This window comes from Neorhodopirellula pilleata (assembly GCF_007859915.1).
GTDB classification, from domain to species: Bacteria; Planctomycetota; Planctomycetia; order Pirellulales; family Pirellulaceae; genus Rhodopirellula; species Rhodopirellula pilleata.
In genome coordinates this window covers 388,973-408,404 of the sequence record NZ_SJPM01000002.1, presented here as the reverse complement: position 1 = coordinate 408,404, position 19,432 = coordinate 388,973, and the positions used below count along the sequence as shown (strand labels likewise).

At 58.5% G+C, this 19,432-nt stretch carries 10 protein-coding genes; 6 read left to right on the top strand and 4 right to left on the bottom strand.

Going from position 1 to position 19,432, the window contains the following annotated elements; genetic code table 11:
• Window positions 1–56: 56 nt before the first annotated feature.
• From Pla100_RS06645 to Pla100_RS30390, 3 genes are all read right to left on the bottom strand, one after another.
• Window positions 57–1,004, bottom strand: a complete 948-nt coding sequence (locus Pla100_RS06645) for a glycoside hydrolase family 18 protein (protein ID WP_146576900.1) — start codon at window positions 1,002–1,004, stop codon at window positions 57–59.
• 102 nt (window positions 1,005–1,106) lie between these two features.
• Entirely contained in the window at window positions 1,107–1,784 is a 678-nt protein-coding gene (locus tag Pla100_RS30395) for a hypothetical protein (protein WP_197167744.1), read from the bottom strand.
• A gap of 33 nt (window positions 1,785–1,817) precedes the next feature.
• Window positions 1,818–2,813, bottom strand: coding sequence for a hypothetical protein (locus Pla100_RS30390; RefSeq protein ID WP_197167743.1), 996 nt, complete (start codon window positions 2,811–2,813; stop codon window positions 1,818–1,820).
• 299 nt (window positions 2,814–3,112) lie between these two features.
• Here Pla100_RS30390 and Pla100_RS30385 point away from each other — a divergent pair, with 299 nt between their 5' ends.
• The 6 genes from Pla100_RS30385 to Pla100_RS06605 all read left to right on the top strand — a co-directional run bounded on the left by Pla100_RS30385 (window position 3,113) and on the right by Pla100_RS06605 (window position 17,672).
• Entirely contained in the window at window positions 3,113–3,319 is a 207-nt protein-coding gene (locus tag Pla100_RS30385; RefSeq protein WP_197167742.1) for a hypothetical protein, read from the top strand.
• Between the two features lie 1,222 nt (window positions 3,320–4,541).
• The gene (locus tag Pla100_RS06625) at window positions 4,542–5,489 is read left to right on the top strand and encodes a DUF4132 domain-containing protein (RefSeq protein ID WP_231602783.1); all 948 of its coding nucleotides are present in this window, start codon (window positions 4,542–4,544) and stop codon (window positions 5,487–5,489) included.
• The gene (locus tag Pla100_RS06620; RefSeq protein ID WP_146576897.1) at window positions 5,486–10,738 is read left to right on the top strand and encodes a DNA-binding protein; all 5,253 of its coding nucleotides are present in this window, start codon (window positions 5,486–5,488) and stop codon (window positions 10,736–10,738) included. The genes Pla100_RS06625 and Pla100_RS06620 overlap by 4 nt, the downstream gene beginning before the upstream one ends.
• On the top strand, window positions 10,731–11,945 hold the full coding sequence (locus Pla100_RS06615) for an ATP-binding protein (protein ID WP_146576896.1): 1,215 nt from the start codon (window positions 10,731–10,733) through the stop codon (window positions 11,943–11,945). Before Pla100_RS06620 ends, Pla100_RS06615 begins: the two co-directional genes overlap by 8 nt.
• 40 nt (window positions 11,946–11,985) lie before the next feature.
• Window positions 11,986–15,795: a DUF5682 family protein gene (locus tag Pla100_RS06610; RefSeq protein ID WP_146576895.1), complete on the top strand. Its 3,810-nt coding sequence runs from the start codon at window positions 11,986–11,988 to the stop codon at window positions 15,793–15,795.
• On the top strand, window positions 15,792–17,672 hold the full coding sequence (locus Pla100_RS06605; RefSeq protein WP_146576894.1) for a hypothetical protein: 1,881 nt from the start codon (window positions 15,792–15,794) through the stop codon (window positions 17,670–17,672). The genes Pla100_RS06610 and Pla100_RS06605 overlap by 4 nt, the downstream gene beginning before the upstream one ends.
• Window positions 17,673–17,853: 181 nt before the next feature.
• Here the strand turns inward: Pla100_RS06605 and Pla100_RS06600 are convergent, their stop codons facing one another.
• Window positions 17,854–19,344: a leucyl aminopeptidase gene (locus Pla100_RS06600; protein ID WP_146576893.1), complete on the bottom strand. Its 1,491-nt coding sequence runs from the start codon at window positions 19,342–19,344 to the stop codon at window positions 17,854–17,856.
• Window positions 19,345–19,432: the final 88 nt, after the last annotated feature.

Genomic DNA, 19,432 nt, shown 5'->3' with positions numbered 1-19,432 from the left:
CCTAGTCAATGGTGGGTGGCACCATTTATTCCACCGCTTTGTTCGCCACGGTCGCGTTATTTGATGCTTCTCGATACAGCTTCGCGGATTACTTTCAGCAGGGACTGATTACCGGGCGCATCCTGCCCAAGTTCCCACACCATTACCCCGGCAAGCCGAGAATCCATTGCGGATTCGACTTTGCGACGGATTGTCTCCGGGCCATTGAAGTACATTTGCCCGATCTGATCAATCTTCGGATCGGGAGCGAATTTAGCAACAAGTTCACCGTACGTGCTCGCCTGCCGACTCTGAACGTCGCGACCGTAAAACGGTAGTCCAAGGACAATTTTCCCCGCCGGGATATGCGCATCGATGAGAGTTTGCACGTCCTTCCGGGTTCCGTCGATCGTCGAGTGCTGCTTGTCGTGATCGTAAGCCATCAGTTGCACACCATCGACGGAATGGATCGCCAAGGCCGGGAGCCGCTGCCACGCGGCAATAGTCACTGTCAGCATCAACCCATGTGGCTTGGACGCTAAGCGAAGGTCGGCAAGCAACTGGCCGTAGGCTTCCTGTTCCGGGCCATCTGTCGGGTGTTCCCAATCCAGGTCGATCCCATCCAATCGCTTTTCAAGCGCAAATCGTAGCACGGCGGCCGCAAATGTCTTGCGTTTTTCCTGGGATGCCGCGACTTGAGCGAAATGCGTTGAGCGATCCCACCCTCCTACGGTGAGGAACAATCGAACGCGACGCTTCGTTTTGAACGCGAGCAGTTTTTCCCACGGGCAGTTCTCCAATCGCTTCAGATTGAGGCTGCCGTCCACGTTCGGTTCGGCAGAAAAGACGATCAAGTCCGTCAGGCCGTGGAGGGGCTCGACATCGAGTTCGGCGAAGCGATAGTCCGGTAAGTATCCGGCGACACGGAACCCGCCGAATGCCCTATCGTCATCGGCTTGCAGCGAGCAAGGGGCGGCAGTGGCGATGACCAGCGCTGACAAGGAGATTGCAAGTACGTCTCGCATTGATGGTCTCTTCCGACAGCCTTTGTTGGGCGAACGTCCGCGATAACCGAGTCGCGGCGATTGATTTTCTATTGTCAAAAACGCCTGCTCCGCGACTTCGGTTCATCGTTTGGTTCGCCCATCTGCTTCCAATGACTTCAAGCCCGCTTGAGCATTATCGATGAAGTGTGGTGCCAGGGCAACCCATTGTTGATTCAGCGCCTGTGCGAGAGCTTCCAGTTGTTCGCACCACCACGATTGGCGTTGCTCGTCCCAATAGCTGCATTCGCAAGGCTGGCTAGGTTGCTGGATCGTAGAAAGGCAACGTTCGTAGAAATCTTGTGCGACGTCAGGATTCGTGTCAGCACATGCATGACCGCGATTACATAAGGCACCGCCAAGGTAGACTTCGTTTTCGCGGTCCTTCGGAAACAATCGTTGCAGTTCCTGGCGTACTGAGATCGCCATATCGAATGATGCTGCCGCCTCGGCAAGCATATGTTCGTCGAGGTATTGAAGACCCAAGTGATTATGACATGCTGCCACAACGCTGAACGTCGCCAATGACGCTTTCGTCCGCGAAGGGCGTATTCCATCGAGAAGGGCAATCCCACTACGGAAACTGTCCCTCGCCAAATCATTGGCACCGTTCTGACGAGCAACGTAGCCAATATCGTAGCATTGATCGAGTAGGCGTTTCCGTCTTCCGGGCCACCACAGAAACTTCATCTGGCTGCGAACGACACCAAGGCGAGCTTCACATTGATCGATGTCATCAGGAGATGGACGGTCAACGGTCAAGGCAGGTATACCATTGTGGGCGAACGACAGCGATCAGCGGGCGGCGGGAGTTGATTCGCCATTGTCAGAAACGCCGCCACCGCCGCTCCGTTGCATCGCCTGGTTCGTCACATCGAGGGCATCTATTTCCCGCTCTATATCATCATATGTACATTCGATCACGAAAACACGCTCGCGCAGATCTTCTGGTAATAGTTCAAGTAATGCCTCGGTGGTGCTCGATCGTAACGGTTGCTCTTCGTCGGTAAACAGAAGCAGCACTAGCTTGGTGATCAACCCTTTTTTTAATTCTGGTAGCGCACTCAACAAAAACAACTGAATGTCCCGCGCTGGCCAACTCGGCCGGAATGTGGAAATCGCGACCTTGTCGCCACGTCGTGAGTAGATGCCATCAAATAGGTTTTCACCTTCCTCATTTACCGAGCCGTGCTCGAGCTTCATTACTTTAAAGTGCTGCTTGTTTGCAAACCCAATGAGAGCCTTTTTGTGGGCGGCCTGATAGGCTTCTTCGCGAGCCTCCTCAAGTTCTTTGTCGCGTTTCCTTTGAGCTTCACTTTCCTGCGATCTCAGCGATCTGAAGATCTGCTGGCGAATTGCTTCTTCTGTTTGGTCTGGTGACTTTCGTGACCGGGGTATGTTTCGTGCGAGATCATGCGAAATTTCGCCAACGCGTCCTGATATTATGTCCTCAATTCTTTTCTCTGTAACGTCAGTCGAGGCGGCAATCTTCTGAAGTGCCTCTGCGGTTTTCGTGTAGATTTCGGTCTGCAATCGCAGGCTGTCGTCGTTGCGGGCGGCGAGCGTGGTTTCAGATGACCGCCCGAGCTGGATAGCTACGACCGCGAGGATAATCGACGCCCCGCCGAGAAGGACCGAAATCACGAATCCGATCAGAGCCATAGGCGTCAGTGAAGTTATTTGCGAATTCGAAGCGGAGAGAAAGAAAAGGCCTACCAGCAGCCCGGCAACAAAGGTAACTCCTATCACTGAGAGCTGACGGTATGTAATTGATCTGGGAGTGTCGCTCATGTAGTGGTCTCAAGGATTGCAATTGGGTCTGACGAACAACATAATTATACAGGTTTGAACCGGTATATACTCATACACCGGGCTTTATCCTGCGAATATACCCCGCGGAGGCCTTTGGCGCTAGCCAGAAACCACAAGGCTGTGAAAGTGCTTTGTGGACCTGGGCTGGTTGGGCAATTGTGGGGCTTTGTCATCGCTTAAGGGAACACTAGCGTTGCTCGATCTCTTTTTGACGACACTGTTGAGCTTTGGCATGGCTGTGGCTTCGGCGGATGGGTTGTTATCGCGAACTCGTATTGATGCGTTCGAAACCTAGCCTTTCGGCGATCGTTGCGACTCTGGCTCAAAAAGGGAAGCAAGAACGCATTCTTGATCTGCATGTGTCGACGACGGTTCAGAAGTTGATGGGGCACAAGGACATCGAAACGACGATGAATTATGTGCACGTGGAGGTCGGGTTTGACAGCCGCTTGCAAAGCCCGGTGGATCGGTTGTTGCAGGGGTGATGCTGGGCTGTCAAAAACTTGGTATCGCGACATTTTCGTTCTCCACAACTTCCTGTCACCTCTCTGCGAAGCTGGGAGCGGTCGGATCGAGCGAAGCAAGATCCGGGAGGGGGCATCCCACGGCAAACCAAGCCGATCCAGCCAAACAACTCTCGTGCCCCCTCCCTCGCGGTGGCCTGACGAATCGGTGCGGAACTGGGTAAAGCCGGTAAGGATTTGGAACGCGAAAATGGTCGCTTGTTTCGCATCATTTTCGACTTTCTGATTTTTAGAATTTGTATACCGGATGGTGTTATTGAGGTCTGTCAATATTGAAACGCGTTCCTATGACCTTATCTCGATGCGACCACTTTTTTGACCCGTCTTAACACCGATTCGTCAGGCCACCCTCGCGGACTCCTGAACGTCGTCGCTCGACCTCCCCCAAACTGCGTTCGGGAGAGGTGACAGAGATCACCCAGTCCTTCGGACTGGGCTGGGCAAACGGATGGGCCGTTGGCCCGAAAACCGTGCCGACCCGCTTCGGGCCGGGGAGGGTTACGCTTTGGGCTGGTATCAACCGCGTTTAAATAACACGAAATACGGCAATCACTGATGTCGAATCTGCGACCCATTCTGGGTCGAGAGATCGCGCAGATCACTGACCGGAGGTGTTCGCTGCGCTCGAACCTCCGGCTAATGGCTATGATCCCTTCGGGATATAAACCTTGCGCAAACCAAAACGCCCGCAACACGAACCTTTTGACAGGCCAACGTTCGCGGGTTGATGGTTTAATCCTCATCAAAACCCGACGCGTGAGTTTTGAAGTAGCGATTTTGCCTGTGGCATTGGTTTTTCGGAACCCGCTGCGTAAGGAGGGATGAGCCGATATCAATTATCCCTCGCTCACGCTTCGGGTTACGATTAAATCAACACGCCGCTAGCCGCGGGCTTTATCGCAAATAAGCCACCATTCGGAACCCGTGGCTAACGCCATCGGCTCACAAAAACTGACGAACGCACTAGATCAACAGCCCGTTGCGCGTCGGGCTTCTATGGATTCGGCGTAGCACTTTACAAATTCTTTCGGCGGTTGCCCCACGGACGTTGGCGGGTGTGCCAAAATGCGCCTCGCTTTGCATCGCGTGAACAATAAGTGGTGGCGACTTTCAGTCGCCATGTCCTGAAACGGCGACTAAAAGTCGCCGCCACTTGGAAAACGCGTCACTAATTGATCCGGCGATGCTTAGTATCTGTGTTGGGTGTATTGGCATTGTCACTTGGAGGTGGGTCATGGTGGCGGAGGCGGTGGCGGCTTGGCTGCCTGGGGAACGGGGTTACGAAATCGGGTTGCGAAAAGGCAAATTGGTTTGCCGTAATCCTCAGGGCAAAACGTTGGCTTCCTTGCCCAAGTGGTTGAAGGAAAGCGAGATCGCCGAGTCGCTGCGGGCGCTCGCCGAATGGCTCGACGATCACCAAGCCGAATGTCGGCACACGATCGAACGTTGGATGCTCCGTTCACTCTCGGTGCCTCGGGAAGTTGTCAACGAAATTTGGGCCGACCCGGATTGGCGATCGAGCCTGGAAAACCTCGTCGTCGCGCCCGTCGATGCGAAGGGTAAACCGAATTTCGAAAAAACCGGTTTGCTCAAACAGGTCGACGCCCAGCGCGGCTTGGGCGTGGTCGACCTCGATGGCGAGACGCGATGGCACAAGTCGCCTGCAATGACGGTGCCCCACCCGATCTTGATCGCCGATTTGGAAGAGCTTCGCGAACTTGCCAGCGACCTTTCGATCACACAAACGATCGATCAACTTTACCGCCCCGTTCATCAACCGACCAAGGACCAAGCGGAACTTAAATCGATCAATGATTACACCGAGGGCATGTTCGAACAGCTCAACTTCGCACTCTCACTGTGCCGCCGTTTGGGCTATCCCGTTCGCGGCGGCTACGCGACGTGCCGCGTTTGGGAAAACGACGTGATGATCGAAGCCCGCTATTACGTCGGCGACGAGTATCCGGAAGCGGAAACCTACACCGGTCCGTTGGTGTTCGTCGACGCCAATGACAAAGCGGTCAAGATCGCGGACTTGGGCCCGGTCACGTTCAGCGAAGGGGTTCGCATGGCGTCGGCGATTTACGCCAAACGCAAAGTCGAAGAATCCGCATCGGAGGAAACGCCATGAGCAAGGCAACGAAACCTGGTCCAAGAACGAAACCGGCCAAAAAAGCCGCCGCGAACGCCAAAGCCGGCAAGCCGACCGCCGAGCAACTGCGATTGGAAGCGACCTTGGCTGCCGGCGGGATGGTGGCCGCCAATGCCGACGTCGATCCGAGCGTGACCGAGAAGGTCGTCGCGAGACGTTACACCGGCGGGGCACTCGGCGATCGGGTCGTCGTCCGCTTGGGTGCCGACCGTTTGGGACCTGCCGAAGATTTGGCGATGGAGTTCCTCGGCTTGCGGCCCGATGGAGAGAGCCAACCCGTCGCCGTCCAAAGTCGCCGGGCGTTGGGGTTCGCCAGCTGGGCGTTGATCACGCATCCCGAAAACGCCAAGGACGCGTTGGCTTTGGTCAAACAGATCAAAGCCGCCGGCCGCAAGGCGAAGTCCAAACCGGGACACGCGATGGAGTTGTTCACCGAGATGGCAAACGTGCTGAACCGTTCGGTTCGCCATTTCTTGCCTCCGTTTTGGGAAGAGGTTGCGAGGATCTATAAGGACTTGGGCAACGTGACCTACGCCGGTCGCGCGATCGGCAAGTCGCTCGAAGCCGAACGGGTCCACGCGTTGGTCGTCGATCGGCACCGTCGCCGCGATGCGGTCTTGGAATTCACGCTGAGCGGTTGTTTATCCGGCAAAGCGTTGACCGAATACACGAAAGATCTTGAGAAGCAATTCGAACCGGCCGAGGCGTTCGAAACGTTGTCCGATTTGAACGTCCGGCGAACGCTCGGCGGGATGCCGCCGATGGCGACGGCGGCCAAGGACATCGCCCGGTTCGCCAAAGCCGCCGGGTTGGATGAGAATACGGAGGTCGATTCATTCTTGAAAACGATCATCTCATCACCGGCGATGTCGCGGGCGTCGATGCAGTTTTGGAAATCGGTGAAAAAAAACGTCGCCCGATTGGTGAAATCCGATCCGTCGTTTGGCATGTGGTTGTTGGCTCACACCGACCCGAAGTCTTCGTACCGGGACGACAGTCCCGTGTGGGCTTGGTTGGATCTACTCGACGAGTGGAAAGTCCTGCCGCTGTTGGGCCAACCGACATCAAAGCTACCGGGCCATTCGGAAGCAATGGGCGATGTGGAGATTCCTGGCGGTCGGGCGGGGTGGATCGGACGATTGGTGACGGTGGAGACGTCACCTCCGCCGAGGGTGTTCGAATTGATCGAATTGACCGCGGGCGTGATTCGCGACGAAGGCGTGCCGATCCCGCTGGGACGTCGAGGTTATTACGGCGGCGTGCTCGATGCGGACGTGCTCGAGATGATGCTCGACTTAAAATTGCCGATCAAGGATTACGACGATCATCGGACGTTGAGTTTTGAAGGTTGGTTGCGAGCCGAGGTGGATCACCCGCGACGCAATTCGCAACTGACACATTTGATCGAACACGAAAAGTTGGGACGAAAGGTTTACGCCCAACTGGCCGATTTGGTGACGTTCTCCGGAAGCGTTGGTGGACGTCATTCGTACGGTCGTACTCCCGCGAGCCAGCGAAGTTTCGAAGAGGCCGCCGCCGATCACGAGACCGTGCGTCGCCTGTGGTGGACGTTCCTCGACGATCAACTCAAGAAACTCGAAGAGGGTGGGTTGGTCGACGCGGAAGAAGCGTTGAACATGCTATCCAAATCGGCCGGCCAAAAGACCGGAGAGCAGTTCCCCGAGCTGACGAGCCGTTTGGCCAAGGTTGATTTGATCGACACATTGCAGCGGACACTCGAGGCGGGCGTATTCGACGAATACGGATGGCCGGCGCTGGACGCTTTCGCCGCCGAGCATCCGTTGCCGACGAGCAGTCGCCGCCGTTCATCAGCAGTCAGTGCGTTTCCGTATTTGAATGTGTTGGTGAACGACCAAATCGAATCGTTCGGACCTAACGGACGGCAAACGCTCGGCGGGTTTTCGATTGCCAAGGATCAACGTTTCGAATTCATGATCCGCGTTGGCGACGATGCCGTGATCGGGTTGCTCGACACCAGTTCGAGTTACGAACACAAGATCGCGTGGCTCAGCGACGGAGGTAAGCTGAACACAACCAAGCAGTACTTTTACGGCCTGTCGATCGAAGCTTCGATTCCGTGTGATGGTGGAATTTTTTATGGCACGCGGGTGTTGAAGTCCGGCGACGAAACGATCCCGACGTATCAAAATTGGTTCAGCGACGGCGAGCGATATTGGGCTCAGAAAGCACACGATTATTACTGGAACCAGTTCGACGACGACGCATCCAACCAGGAAGCTAAAAAACCGGTGCTGCGGGAAGTCGACCCGGTCACCGGTAAGGAGATCCGCGAGAGCATCCCGCCGTGGTTCGAAGAGGACCTGCCCGCCGGTGCTCAAATCAATTGGCACACGTCGCACTTGTTGCCTGCGCCGCAAGGCTTAACGCGATCGCCACTCGGTTTAGCCGATGGCATGTTGGGCATGCGGATTATCGCCCGACGGGACGGGCAAATGGAAAGCCGCGGCATCGACGGGCGAAAGATCGTGCTTTCCAATGATCGCCAAACCGGTGGCGGGTTTGACTTGGCGATGGCGATCATCGACAAGCCGGCTTCGGATTCGTTTTGGATGCTGACCAACCACGATGCTTTGGTCGACGTCGACACCGGTCGCAAAATTGCACTCTTGTCCGATTCGGTCAATCGATACTGCGAGGGCCAACCGATCCTACTGCCGCGGATGTTCTTTCATTACTTCGAAGTTCGGTGTCTGAAAAGTTCGAAGAAGCTGCGTCAGATCAAAACCGCTCAGGCGAAGAAGTTGTTCGACGCCGGTTTGGTTGAGCACGAGGCGCTCAAGGTCAAGGAAGATCCCAACCATCCCGACCCCAATCGCACCGCTTGCCATGCCGCCGTGTCGGCGCTGTTGCCCGACGCGCCCGCGTCGTTGGTCAAAGGCATCGCCAAGATCGCGAGGATGGCCGCGGTCGAAAAAATCTCGCTCGACAAACTCGTGGCGAAAGTATCCGGGGCCGGCAACGATGGGGCAAAGTCGAACGAGAAGAAAACATCCGAAACCGAATCGATGGCGTCCACGGCGGCTGGGTCGAAGGCATCAGCGGCCGTTCAAATATCCGACGACGCGATGAACGAGGCGTTATCGGCATTGAGCGTCCCGCTAGCCGCAGGTGGCCTTTCGGACATTCGTCGAAGTTACTACCAGTCAACCGTGAACTTCAAACAGATCGACGCGGTGACGCGATTCTTTCGTACCGGCAACGTTGAAAACATACCCAAAGGCGATTGGCTTTTCGCCAGTTTGATCGACAACGCGGCGGCGGGCGCTTGGAAGGTATTCTGGGATCACGCCCACCGAGGTGCCGACGAGGGCATGCCCGTCAATCAACGCTTGCGAGGCGATTGGTTGGTGGCTTTACGTTTCATCGCCGATTGTGGGTTGGTCGATCTGCCCGGACGGTTCACGCTGTTCAGCGGTCCCGCGCCCGACGAAGCGGCTTTGAAAAAACTAGCCGCCGCCGACAAGGGCCCCAAGGAAGACCGGCCGGCCGCTATCGTCGAAGGGAAATCGAGGCATGTTGTTTACTTGGTTTACAGCTACCAGAATTCCCAAATCGTTTCGCTCTCGTACAACGAAACGGGCGATCCCAAACCGCCGAAATCGTTCAACATCGAGAACTCCATTCCGCTGCGGAAAATCTGGGGCCGCTCGGGCATCAAGCATTTTGTGGACGAGGTCGAGAAAGTCGAAACATTGCCACTGATTGCACCGGAGAAATTATCCGAAGCGGCGGAGTCGCTCGGCGTGTCGCCGATCGAGGTGGCGCTGGCTTGGATGGGCAACTATCGCTCGGTTCGCTACGGGCAAGAAAAATTGACCAAGGAGTTACGCGAGCACTACGGTTGGAAAGTCAACGAAATCAAGACCGCCGTCACGGCTGCCAATGCCGATCCGGTGTCGCTTGAGGTTTCAGCCGACGGATGCCGACGCGATTCCAAGGGCGCGTTGGGCAAGAACATCGATCGGACGTTTCGTTCGATGGTCGCCACTTGGCAAGAAGCCCGCAAAGCGAAGGTGATCTTGCCCGCCGACGTGATCGCGGCATTGCAAACGTTGCGAGGCGGTTACCAGCGACTCGATACCAAACTCCTCGGTGAGTTTTTGGGAGACCCGGCGACTTCGCCCGTGCTGGCCGTTTCCAAGTGGTCGTTTAAACTCGGTAGACAGTACCGCTCGGAAGTCGTCGAGATCGAGTACACGCCGCCACGTTCGGTCCCAGTCGAGCGTGTTTTTGAAGTTCTGCCCGAAGCGATCGCGATCCTCAACTACAGTCTGCCGCCTGGCGATCCGGCTCGCGCGAAGTTGCCCGGCTTGATCGACGCGGTTCGCGATTACTTGAACCAAGACGACGTGATCCTCTCGATGGGCGCCTCACGCACCGAGCCGTTCCGGGATGACCAAGCGATTGATGTCGAGGGGACGATCGCAAGGTTCTCGACGCAGGTGGCCAAGTGCCAACAAGATGCCGGCGGCTTTCACACTCTCGATGGCGGATTGATCGTCGGTGCGATCGCGCCGCCCAACATCAGTCTATGGTTTCGGCCGGCTCGATTGCGAACGGACAAGGACCATGCAAGTTTGATATCGGCTGCGTCGCTCACCTTTGATTACTCGGGCGATGGATCTACCCACCTCGACATGGCTGACTTCGTCCGCGAGATGCGGGGCGAAGCGATGACACAGTTCCGCGAAAACAATCTCGGTTCCAAGTTTGCGGCCGATGCGATCGAACAGGACCCGCGAGTCTCGGCGGCGGATTTAGTTTCCGTGGTCGCGAAGAAGTTCAAAATCAGCGAGGAGGCGGCGACGTGGTACTTGCAATTGTTGGCCCTGCACGATTGTTCGGACGCGCGAATCAAACAGTGGAACGGTTGGTCGGCCGCGCAGCTCAAGAAGACCAAACCGGAACTGCTCGACGGTGGTTTGGTCGTGACCGCCAAACGCAGTCGGGCGGGTCGGGATGTGTTCTTGCCCGGCGGTTGGGAAGCGTTGAAACTGCCAAACCTGCCGATCGAAACGTGGAAACTGCCGATGTTCGGACATACCAACACGGATCGGCTGCGTGGTGGTTATGCAGGTTTGATCGTGTGCCCGAGGCCGGTCGGGGAACAATTCCGTGTGGCGTGGCAACGGGTCGTCGATGGCGACGCACCGAAGTACGAAGAGGCGATGACGTCCAATGGCTAAGAAAAAAGCATCGTCCGCTGAGGCGACATCACAATCCACTTCCGAACCCGCATCCGCATCAGGACCTGCATCGGGCCGCCGCGTGCAGTTGCCGCCGGCGGAAGTTCGTTACGCCGATGAGTTGACCGCACTCGCGGCAGCCGATCGCCACGAACGACCGGAGGGCTGGTCGTTGTCGCCGCAATCGATCGTCGATTTCATCTGCGGCAGCGACGGCGTCAAGGTAGGCGGTAACAAGGCGGAGGCTCGTGTGATCACGGAAAAGTTCGTTGGCCACCGGGACGTTGTTCAGCGATGCGTGGTCACGTTGGCCGGCGAACGCGGGTTGATGTTGGTCGGGGAACCGGGCACGGCCAAGTCGATGTTGGGTGAACTGTTGGCCGTCGCGATCAGCGGCACTGGGTCGCTCGCGGTGCAGGGAACCGCCGGGACGACGGAGGATCAAATCCGATACGGGTGGAACTACGCGATGTTGCTCGATCGCGGTCCCGTTCGCGAGGCGCTCGTGCCCTCACCGGTGATGACGGGCATGCGAGACGGCAAGGTCGTTCGGTTCGAAGAGATCACGCGATGTTTGCCCGAGGTGCAGGATGCGCTCATTTCCATCTTGAGCGAACGACGGATGATGATTCCCGAGATGGATCACGCGGCCGACGGAGCGGGCAACAGTTTGTTCGCCGCGCCGGGGTTCGCCTTGATCGCAACGGCGAACTTGCGCGACCGCGGCGTTTCGGAAATGTCGGCGGCGTTGAAGCGTCGCTTCAATTTTGAAACCATCGCGCCGATCGCCGACGAGGTTCGCGAGCGGGAACTCGTTTCGACGCGGGCGGCCGCACTGCTCGCTGAAACGGGATCGAAGGCGGCGGTGGATCGGTCGTTGGTCGAATTGTTGGTGACGGTGTTCCGTGACTTGCGAAACGGACGCAGCGACGAGGGATGGCAGGTCACCCGGCCGAGCACGGTGATGAGCACCGCCGAAGCGGTCGCGGTGGCGACGGCGATCACGCGCGAAAGTGTGTTCTTTCCGAGTGGCTTTGACCCCGTATCGCGAATGCCCGGGCATTTGCTCGGGGTCGTGATGAAGGACGAAGCCAAAGACCGCGAACGACTGCTCGCCTATTGGGACGGGCCGGTTCGCCGCCGCGCCGAAGACGGTTCACCGCTGTGGAAACGCTTGATGGAACTTCGCGGCGTCCTGGAGGAATGACTCCGTGACACAGTCGGTTGAATCCCCAATCGAACAATCGATGCGATCGTTGGCGGAATGTCGTTCGCCTTTGTTGATCGGCGTGCGTCATCATTCGGCGACGCTCGCCCGTGTCGTGCCGAAGATCCTCGACGCGTTCGGCCCCGAATGCTTGTTGGTCGAATTGCCTGCCGACTTGGCCGATTGGATCGAATTCCTCGGTGACCCGCGAACGATCGCGCCTGTGGCGATTTCCGCTGCCGATGATCGTCGAGGGTTGTTCTTTTATCCGATGGCGGACTTTTCCCCCGAATGGGTCGCGATCCGTTGGGCACGCGCCAACGGTGTTCCCGTCGTCGCGTGCGATTTATCCGTCTCGGCGAAATGGGAAGAACCACCGTTTGCGCCAGGGCCGAAAGAGCCGCCGAAAGAGCTGCCGAGTGAGACCGCGTTGGACGTGTTGTTGCGACGTTCGGGCGAAACCGATACGGGCGGTTTGTGGCAACGTTTAGTCGAATCGCCGGGTTTCGACGCAGACCCTGATTCGATTCGAGCCGCAGCGTTGTTGTTCGGTTGGGCGGTGCGAGAAAGTTCGCCGGAAGTTTCAGCGCGTGACCGAGTGCGTGAGTCGGCGATGCGGGAAGCGATCCGCCGGGCTCCTTCACATAGCGCGGCGGTGGTGGGGTCGTTTCATGCCGCCGCATTGCTGCCCGACGTGATCGAATCGGAGCGGGATCGCGACGCGGATAGGCTACGCGAGGCGCAACCGGACGTTGCACCGGATTCGCATTCGGCCGTGGGTGTGTCGTTGGTGCCGTATTCATTTGAGCAACTCGACGAGCGGAGCGGTTACCCGGCCGGGGTGCGCGATCCGGTTTGGCACCAGCGAATGGTCGAGGCGAATTCACGTGAGGAGGCCGACGCGGCGGCGGCGGAATTGATCACACGGATCTGTCGCGAGTTGCGGACCGACGGGCACGTCGCCGGGATGCCTGACGCGAGCGAATCGCTGCGTATGATGCGAGACTTGGCCCGCTTGCGAGGATTGCCGGTGGCGGGTCGGGGAGAGCTGATCGAAGCGATCCAGTCTTGTTTAGTTCAAGGCGATTTGATGGGCCGCGGGCGAGCGGTATCGGTCGCGGCGGGCGAAGTCTTGATCGGACATCGTTTGGGAACCGTGACGCCCGCGGCCCCGCGATGCGGTTTGGCGGTGGAGATCGATCGGCAATTGCAGGAACTGAAACTGCCCGGCCGCGATTCTTTCGCGAGCACTCCCGCCCCGCCGAAACGGCCGTCTCGATACGGCGTCGCCCGCCGGGGATTCGACGACCAAGCCAAAGAGATCAGCCTGGACGTGCTCCGCGATCGACGCGACCGGGCGCGGGCGGTGGTGTTGCGGCGGTTGAACGCGGCAGGCATTCCTTACGCGACGCGGGTTGACGAAGTCGAAAGGGGGCATCGCGAAAACTTGATCGAACGTTGGCGCGTCGCGTGGCAACAGGGCACTTCGGCGACGATCGAATCGGTGTCGCGATACGGCGTGACGTTGCGACAAGTCGTCGAAGGGATGGTGCGTGGCTCGTTGATCCGATCGTCTTCGTCGATGCCCTCCATCAATGGAAATGTTTCCAGCAACCTGTCTGGCGGGACGGATGCGGACGAGTTGCCGGCGACGACCCTGCGTTGTTTGCACGTCGCGACCCAGTGCGGCTTGGTTTCGCTGACGCATCAAATGTTGTCGCGGATCGGCGACTCGTTTCGAGCCGCAGCGGGTTTGTCGGAGTTGGTCGAAGCGATCACGATCATCGCCCGCATCCGAATCGGACACATGCCGGGGTTGCCGTCGGACCCGGCCGACGCGATGCCGCCTTGGGTGGAATCGTTCGCTTGGCCGGGCGACGGGGTGACGATCGACGCGTTGCTGGACACGGCCCTCGAGCGATTGTCGGGAATGAGCGGTTCGGAGGAACCGTCGGACGTCGCCGCGCTGGTCGATTTCTTGGATTGGATGACCGGCGACTTGCGTGACGCCGTATTGAACCCCGAGGGAGGTTCGAAGTCGGACGACAAACGCATGGCGATAACGCATTGGTGCCGACAAACGGTCCGCCACGGCGGAAACCGCATGCGAGGCGCGGCGGCGGGGGCGTTGTGCCTGTTGGACGAACAATCAAACGAGGTTTTCGCAACGTTAACGCGCGGTTGGTTGGACGCGGCCGTCGATCGCGAGGGGCGAGACCGACTGCGGGGCGGTTTAAGCGGCGCGACCCAGGTTTTGATGCCGCGGATGCAATCTGATCCGGCTTGGTTGCGAGGCATCCAAGACGGAATCGCCACGATGAATGATGACGTGTTCTTGGCTCGGTTGCCTCCACTGCGAGGCGCGTTTGCCGACTTTTCGCCCACCGATCGGGAAAGGATGTTGCAGGTCTGTTTGTCGGAGTTGAAAGAACGAGGATCGACGTTGACGGGTGCGGCCGAGTCGTTCGCGTGGGCGAATTCATCCGACGCGGACGCGATCACCGATGAGTGGGTGCACTTGCGGGAAGCAGACTTAGCCGGCCGCAAAGCATTGATGTCGTCTTATCCGGAAGCGGAATTCTGGTTGCAACCCACCGACGAATCACCACGGCAAACGAGCGGCCACGAACGATCGCCAAATGCGCATCCGCAACATTGCGACGTGGTCGGGAACGAAGCACGGGCAACGGTCGCCATGGAGTTACCGCTCGCCGATCGTTGGCGTTTGATCTTTGGTTTGCCGCCTGAGAACCGGACGCCCATGGCGATGCGATGTGCCGGTTCGCTCGATCAACTTTATGGGCGAGGTCGAGGCGAAGGATCACGCGGCGGTTTGGCAGGCGATAAACACAAGCTCCCTGGTGCAGGTGGTGGTACCGAAGCACCACAACCCACGACCGCACAGTGGGCGGAAGATTTGGAAGCGTTGTTCGGCAGCGATATTTGCCAGGAGGTTCTCGGTGCCGCAGCGGGCACTGGACGTTCCGGGGTGATCGAGCACCTGGACCCCGACAGCGTCACGCCGTCGATCGAATTGTTGCAACAAGTCTTGTCGTTGGCCGGAGCGATGCCTGAATCGAAAGTCGCCACGCTGCGGCGATTGGCGGCCCGGATCACTCAACAATTGGCTGAACAATTGGCGGTCCGTTTGCAGCCCGCACTGACCGGTTTGTCGTCGCCGAGACCGACGCGTCGTCGAGCCAAGAAGTTGAACCTCGCCCGCACGATTCGGGAGAATTTATCCAACTCGCATCGTCGCGGCGATGGTCGGGTCGGGATCGTTGCGGAACGTTTGATTTTCAACTCGCCTGCCAAACGGCAAATGGATTGGCACGTCACGTTTGTCGTCGACGTATCAGGTTCGATGTCAGCATCGGTGATTTACAGCGCATTGGTCGCGGCGGTGCTCGACGCGCTGCCCGCGTTGTCGGTTCGGTTCCTCGCCTTTAGCACCGAAGTGTTGGACTTCAGCGAACAGGTCGCCGATCCGTTGTCGTTGTTATTGGAAGTTCAGGTCGGCGGCGGAACGGATATCGGTTTGGGTTTGCGGGCGGCCCGGGCGGGCGTGTCGGTTCCCTCACGGAGTCTGGTGATTTTGGTTTCCGATTTTGAAGAAGGCGTGTCGGTGGGACGGATGGTCGCCGAGGTGCGGGCGATGGTCGATTCGGGCATCCGTTGTTTGGGTTTGGCATCGCTGGACGATTCCGGTGTGGCCCGGTATCACCAAGGTTACGCCTCAATGATGGCCGGGGCGGGCATGCCCGTAGCGGCGGTCAGTCCCGAACATTTGGCGAGGTGGATCGGCGAACAGGTTCGTGGTTTGGGCGGCGGTTCGTCGTCGGTCTCATGAACAAAAGACCCACTATGGACGCCGGACTACTGGCGACGATGATCGACGCGGCACCCGGCCGGGTTCGCAAGCGATTGGACCGCGAAGCCACCGCGGCGGAGGCTTGGGCTTGGACCGAACAGGCGAACGTTTGGAGCATCGAAGCGGGCGAGGAAACCGTCCGTTTGGAACCCGGCGAAGACGGTTGTTTGGTTCGTGGCGAGTCGATGTCCTGTTCGTGCTTGTTGTCGCCGAAGTGTTTTCATTTGCTCGCTTGCGTGACCACGTTGACGATCCACGTGACGGAGGCGAGTTCGACCGAGCCCGATGGCGAGTCGCCGCCGGATTCTCAATCGGGAACGCCGATTGAACTGCATAAAAGTGAAGAACCATCCGCTGCACCGGTGAAAATCTCGGCGGATATGCGATCGACGGCGGAACAATGTCTGCAAGCTCTGGAAGGTTTGTTGATCAGCGGCGCACGCGCGGGCGGTTTGATCATCCAGTCGTCTTTGTTGCGGGCGGCGCACCAGGCCCGTTCGCAATCCATGTTGAACCTTTCCTCGGCACTGATTCGGGTGACCGAAGGCGTCCAGCGGATCCGCGCCGGCGACGATCATGCCGACAGCGATGGCCTTCGCAGCGACGTGGTGACCGCGATCGAAACGGCGTTCGAATTGACCCGTTCCGAGTCGCTGCATCCGGCCAAGCTGGGTTACACGCGACGTCCGTTCTCACCAGTTTCTTTGAAACGCCTGCGCGGCGTGGTCGCCGAACCGATCTTGACGCTCAGTGGTTACGCGGGTGTGGTCGTTCATTTCATTGGTGATGACGGACGTTTGTATCAGGTCGTCGAAACGCGGCCCGGTGAAGCGGCTCTGGTCAGTCAAGCGTATCGTGGCGGGATCGATTTGGGGGGCACGACGGCGTCGGCGCAAGTCATCAGCCGCGCGTCGATCGACGTCCAGAATCTGACCGCTTCGTACGACGGCCGCTTGGGCAAAGGATCGAAAACCCGTTGGGCCATCATGCCATCCGACGACGAACAGCAAGACGCAAACCAAGAGGCGGTTGGACGTTGGGGGCGAGCTGCCGCCGATCAAATTCGAGACGTATTCGAATCGGCCGATGCCGCCGACGCCATGCCGCGGGGTGGATGGGATTTGGTATTTTTCAAGGGAACCATCCTTGGTGCCGACGGCCGATCAGTCGTGTTGCAGTTGGACGACGGCGTTCGAGTGAACTTGGGCATCGCGATCGATCACGCATCACTTCGTTTCCGTGAGAACATGGAGTTGTTGGCCCGATGCGTCGGTTTGGAAATCGAAGTGTTCGGCCGCGTGCGATTGGATCGAGCCGGATGGATCGACGCGCTTAGTTTTCGGGCAGGTTCCGACAACGTGTCGTTGCCCGAAGCGTGGGGCGGGCGATGCCACCTCGGACTCGACGAACTCAAGCGACATTATTTCCGCAACACGGAGCGTTTCGCGATGGAGGTCGACGATCGGCCTCGGTTCGATGAGGACAGCATCGCATCGGATGGCGGAGATTTATTTCCCGGATTGACGCGGCGTTTGACGACGTTGGTCCTCGGCGGACGCGGGGCGGTCGGTTCGATCGGTTCGGCCACGCATCGCCGGGACCGCGCTCGACTCCGCTCACGCGGTCAAGTCACCGCCGCGGCCATGCTCGATGCGCTCGCGGTGGTCACGTCGGACGTTCGCAACAACTCCGCGCGACTGACGTCAGTGCAAAACGCCCGACCGCCGAGACCAATACAGAAACTGGCGCAAGGATTGGCGATGGCCAACGCGTACTGCGAGGCGTCACGCCGACAGTACCAACGAACCAAATGGTTACACTTGTGGGACTCGGAAATTGCACCGGCAGCGCGGTGACAAGCTGGCACGCGGATCGAAGACATTCATTGGAGTCACGGTGTCACTCCCGATTCTGCGTCAGAACGTGTTTTAAAAAGGGGTCTGACCCTTTGGAGGCGAATCGATTTCATCGGGTTTTTGGCCTCGCCGGAGAGGGTCAGACCCCTTTTTAAAACACGTTCTCAGCTCTTGATAAAGGCTAACTGCGGTCACGAACCCAGCGGACGAGCGATCTCACCATCACGCCGGTGGCACCTGCATCGCGGTGTGGTTTAGGCGAATCGGCGAAGGCGGGACCGGCGATATCGATGTGGACCCAAGGGGTTTCGCCGACGAAATTTTCCAGGAACTTGGCCGCCGTGATCGCTCCCCCCCAGCGGCCTTCGCCGACGTTTTTGATATCGGCGACCTTGCTTTTGACTTTCTCGTCGTAGAGCGAAAACATGGGCAGTTGCCAGACCGGTTCGTTCTCTTGTCCGGCGGCATCACTGAAGGTACGACAGAGATCATCGCTGTTGGTCATCAAGCCGGCGACCTCGTTGCCCAACGCGACCATGCACGCGCCCGTCAGGGTCGCCAGATCAATGATCGCCGATGGCTTGTGTTGCACCGCCACGTCGAGGGTGTCCGCCAAAACGACTCGGCCTTCCGCGTCGGTATTGAGGATTTCGATGGTCTTGCCGCTGCGGGTTTCGATCACGTCGCCGAGTTTGTAGGCGTCTCCGCTGATCATATTCTCGGCCAATCCGCACAATCCGATCACGTTCCGTTTCAGACCGAGTTGGGCGATCGCCCGCATCGCGCCAACAACCGTGGCCGCGCCGGCCATGTCGCATTTCATGTCCACCATCCCGTCGCTCGGTTTAATCGACAAACCGCCCGAATCGAACGTGACGCCTTTGCCGACGATTGCGATCGGTGCCTCGTCGCCACCACCGTTGTATTTCAAGATCACCAAGCGGGGCGGGCTCGTCGACGCCCGGCCGACGGCCAGGATCGCGCGGCAGCCTTCTTTTTCCAAACGCGTCTCGTCCCAGATTTCGCACTCGAGCCCTTCTTCGCTGGCCATGATTTTGGCACGCTCGGCGAACTCGGTCGGGTTCATGATCGTCGGCGGTTCGTTGACGAGCCGGCGGGTGAGATTGATGGACGAACCGAGCGTCTCGCCTTCGGCGGTAGCTTGCGGAGAAACACCGACGAACGCGAGTTTTTCCGGAACGAAGAACGCCGGCTCGCTTTGGTAGAGATGCTGTCCTTCGCACCCGGTTAGGGTTCCGGCTACCAGCGCGTCGTGATGTTCCGGCGAGATCGCGTCACCGACCAGGAACGTGATTTCCGCTCGTGATTTGTCGACCAAACGGCGAATGACGGCCGCACCCGTTTCTAAAATTTTTCCACGTGTCCGTTGAGCCGTCTTTCCCAAGCCGGCCACGACGAGGATTGGCGCGGACGGGTGGCCGGTGGCGACTTGAACGATCTCACCGGACTTGCCCTCGATCTCGCCGGACTGGATCAGTTGAGCGAGTGCGGTTTTGGCAGATGTTTCCAATTCGTCGATACGATCGATCGAGACGTACTTTTTCTCGGACGACTTATCCGCTTGGACGGCAAAACACACCATCACGCCGGTCGCCGTGACTTGCTCGGGAGTGGTGATCTTGGGGGCGGGAAGCGGAGCAGGAGTGATCATGACGATTGGCTGGATGGATTGTGGGAAGTTTGCCGTACCGGACGATGATCATAACCCGAAGCGCCCCGATCAAGCCACCACGGCGTCA